General features: G+C 62.7%; 5 protein-coding genes. 1 reads left to right on the forward strand and 4 read right to left on the reverse strand.

Features of this window, described 5'->3' with window-relative positions; translation table 11 throughout:
• Positions 1-1,112, forward strand: a 1,112-nt coding sequence (gene phaZ / locus AC1DKD_RS40020) for a polyhydroxyalkanoate depolymerase (protein WP_477144632.1), incomplete at its 5' end; no start/stop codon positions are given.
• A gap of 225 nt (positions 1,113-1,337) precedes the next feature.
• Here phaZ and AC1DKD_RS40025 read toward each other — a convergent pair.
• The 4 genes from AC1DKD_RS40025 to AC1DKD_RS40040 form a co-directional block, all read right to left on the reverse strand.
• Positions 1,338-1,904, reverse strand: coding sequence for a phasin family protein (locus AC1DKD_RS40025; RefSeq protein ID WP_441633120.1), 567 nt, complete (start codon positions 1,902-1,904; stop codon positions 1,338-1,340).
• A 452-nt stretch (positions 1,905-2,356) separates the two neighbouring features.
• On the reverse strand, positions 2,357-2,725 hold the full coding sequence (locus AC1DKD_RS40030) for a calcium-binding protein (RefSeq protein WP_441633067.1): 369 nt from the start codon (positions 2,723-2,725) through the stop codon (positions 2,357-2,359).
• Between the two features lie 35 nt (positions 2,726-2,760).
• A complete protein-coding gene (locus tag AC1DKD_RS40035) occupies positions 2,761-3,258 on the reverse strand; it encodes a hypothetical protein (RefSeq protein WP_441633065.1) in 498 nt (165 codons plus the stop codon).
• Positions 3,259-3,275: 17 nt separating this feature from the next.
• Positions 3,276-3,515, reverse strand: a 240-nt coding sequence (locus AC1DKD_RS40040) for a transposase domain-containing protein (protein ID WP_477144633.1), incomplete at its 5' end; no start/stop codon positions are given.

Raw genomic sequence — 3,515 nt, forward strand, 5'->3', positions numbered from 1 at the left:
AATGGAGCGCGCTTGTGCGCCTGCGCCACGAGCGGCCGCCTTTTGGCATCCACGCGGCCTGGGTCGACGGTGGCAGCGTCGCCGTGAGCGAAGAGGTGGTGCTCGCCACGCCGTTTTGCTCCCTTCTGCATTTTAGGAGGGACATTGCGCCCGGACAACCGCGCGTATTGCTGATCGCGCCCCTGGCGGGCCATTTCGCCAGCCTGCTGCGAGCGACGGCGGCCACGATGCTGGCTGACCACGATGTCTACCTGACCGACTGGCGTAATGCGCGCGACATCCCCTTATCCTGCGGGCCCTTCGGCTTTGACGACTTCGTCGCCCAGTTGATCGGTCTTCTCCGCTTTCTCGGTCCAGGCACGCACGTGGTGGCGGTCTGCCAGCCGACGGTGGCCACCCTGGCCGCCGTCGCGCTGATGGCCGAAGACGGCGATCCGGCGCTGCCGCGCAGCATGACGCTGATGGCCGGGCCGATCGATGCCCGCGTCAATCCGACCCGCATCAATGAACTGGCGGTGCGCACCCCACTCGCCTGGTTCGAGGCCAGCCTGATCGACACCGTGCCGGCCCGCTTCGCGGGGGCAAGGCGACGCGTCTACCCAGGCTTCGTGCAGGTGTGCGCCTTTCTCTCCATGAATCTGGATCGGCATATTGCTTCGCTGATCCATGCCTACCAATACAAGCTGGATGGTGAGACGGCCAAGGCCGAGGCGATTCGAGCCTTCTACACCGACTATTTTGCGACAATGGACCTGCCGGCCGAGTTCTACCTCGAGACCGTGAGTCGGGTGTTCCAGCAGCACGTCCTGCCGCGCGCCTGCTTGACGGTGGCGGGGCGGCGCGTGGACCTGCGTGCCATCCGGCGCACGGCACTGCTGACAATCGAGGGGGAAAACGATGACATCTGCGCGGTTGGGCAGACCGAGGCGGCGCAGGAGCTGTGCAGCGAGCTACGGTCTAATCTGAAATCCCACTATGTGCAGACCGGTGTTGGGCACTACGGCGTGTTCGCCGGCCGGCGCTGGGCGACGCAGGTCTATCCGCTCCTGCGCAAGATCATCCACGAAACGGAACAGCGTTGCGTGGAGGCCGCCCAGCCGGTGCCCGGCTGATGGCAACGCGCGGGCCCGCCCTCCCCGTCCCACATAAGGGGGAAGCACCAGCCCATGCATGCTTGTGCCGCGCCGCAATGCCGCTGCACAGGTCATGCGCAGCCTGGGTCTGCCCGGGGTCGGAAATATTGCGAATCCACTAGGTGCCCCGGGTGCGCCATCACCAGGCCGGCATGTTTTCCTGGCGACACATGGATCAGCTACTGCCGCTGGCTTGCATCGACGTCAGGCCTTGGCGGTGCGCGACGCCTGGTCAACGACCTGCTTTGCTGCCTTGGACGTCGTGTTGCTCGCTGTGCCGAGGATCTGTTCTGCACCTTCGCCCGCTTGCTTCGCGGTCTGGTACATCGACTCATACAATTTATTGGTGGCAGCGATCACCGAGGCCAGTGCGCCCACCGCGCCTTCCGAACCGGCTGGTGCGCTGCTGGCGAGATCATCGACCAACTCCTGCATGCGGCGATTGTACGCTTCGGACTGCGCCTCGGTCATCTTGGTGAACTCGGCCTGGGTAGCCGCCCCGATCTCGCGCAGGCGGCGGTTGTAAGACAGCACCTTCTCGCTGAGGGGTTTCATCATACCGGCCTGTAGCGCGAGCCACTCCTGTGGGTCTTTGGCGGACAACGCCATCTGCGAGTTCTCCTGCGCCTCAGTCAACGTCGACTTCATGACTTCCAGATTCAGCTCAACGAGTCTCTCGAAGCTTTCGAGGGCCTTGTTTGCCAGGCCGAACATCACGGCCACGTTTGCCTGTTGTGTGGCGGTGAATTGTTCGGGGGGAAACGCGTTCATCATGCACTCCTGAAATTGGCCGGACACCCCTCCTGCTGCCGGACGGCCATGCTTGTGTGATTGCCCGGCGTCGACATCAGCGTGAGCGCGGAACGTGCGATCCGGGACGTCCCTGACAAGAGGGGTATTGCCAGTTCATGTCGGACCCGATTCATTCAATATCGCCTCCCCCCTATTTGCAAGGCAAGGCACGCGCTTTTTTTAACGCTTTCGCGCCAGGTGTTGAGTATCGCCAACTCCACCACTGGGGCTGCGTGCGCGGTTGCAGGTGCCGTTCTTAACGGACAGGACGTACGCAATTTCAAGCGTTGGTACCCGCCTGACAGGCGAATCGAGGGATTTGCTTCGTATCCGTCAGCAGAACCCATGTTGACTTGGCAATACTGCTCCGTCAGGTCATTGGCGTTGTGGGGGGCATCGGAGGCTATGGCATCACGGCTGACGATCTGATGTCAGAACTGATAGCCGCGCTCCCGCCAGTACTGCCAATCGGCAATGGCCTGCTGCGTCAGCTCGTCGCTCGCCAGTGGCACGAGTTGCGCTAGTGGTACAGCAAGCTTGCGCTTGTTCCATCGTATCCACACGAAGGCTTCAGTCTCGCACACGTCCTCCGGCGCCATTGCGATCACCTGAACCCGGTCGCCGGGGCTGAGCGGTGAGGTTGGCGACCTCTTGCGAACCTCAGCTTCAAACGGAACGGTGAGTTGCTCGTCGAGGTAGTAGTACCATGCCATAGACCGCTCCTCTGAGTTGTAAGCGTCGACGACCACCTCCATCTCGATTCGCTGTTCGCGGTCCGGCTCGATCTTGCGTTTAGACATGTTTGTCGTACTGATGTCGATGGAAGACTGGAAGCTCAGAGGTCGACGACCTTGCGCAGAAGTGCAAACGAGACACGCCAGTGGCCCTCATCGGGATTGCACTGCACAGAAGCAGTCTTCTGGTTGATGCGTACGATGGTGCCGATGCGCTCGTGCAAGTGCTGGTCCGTGAAGGCCACCGTGTCACCGGCCACGAAGTCAGCACGTTGCGCACGGGGCGGTGGCGGTGGATCGTGCGGTGATGGTTGGGCCGCAGCGTTGGCGTCGGCGATGACCGCGGCATAGGGCAAGGCCCAGCGCCGGCGCGTAGCGGTGTCCTCGATCACGGCCTGGGTCTGCCGCAACTCAAGGATACGGCCCTGCCGCAGCGGCTGGATGAGATCGTCGGCCACGTAACTGACGGTCATGCCGATATGCAGGTGCCGGCGGCTCTCCAGGATCCGCTTCGGATCGTCGAGCATCCGACCGATGGTCAGATACAAGCGGTACAGGTCGGCGCTCGGGGCGAGGCGCAATGCGTCAAGAATGTCCATGACGCACAGTTTACCGGTTAGCGTGGCAGCGGTAGCAGTTCGTGGACCCGGCTGATGGGGTGGGCTGGCAGGCGCTCCAGGGTATCCTTGAGCCAGCCATAGGGCTCGATACCATTCAGGCGACAGGTACCCAGCAGCGAGTACATCGTCGCGGCGGCACGCCCGCCACGCGGCGAGCCCACGAACATAAAATTCGCTCTGCCAACGGCAATTGGGCGGATGGCGCGCTCGAGGCGATTGTTGTCCGGCTCCAGGAT

The organism is Cupriavidus sp. 05T313, assembly GCF_056396665.1.

What these genes read in the sequence shown, in the direction of transcription:
- AC1DKD_RS40025 (WP_441633120.1), bottom strand. Translation starts at nt 1,904, where the DNA reads ATGAACGCGTTTCCCCCCGAACAATTCACCGCCACACAACAGGCAAAC.
- AC1DKD_RS40030 (WP_441633067.1), bottom strand. Translation starts at nt 2,725, where the DNA reads ATGTCTAAACGCAAGATCGAGCCGGACCGCGAACAGCGAATCGAGATG.
- AC1DKD_RS40035 (WP_441633065.1), bottom strand. Translation starts at nt 3,258, where the DNA reads ATGGACATTCTTGACGCATTGCGCCTCGCCCCGAGCGCCGACCTGTAC.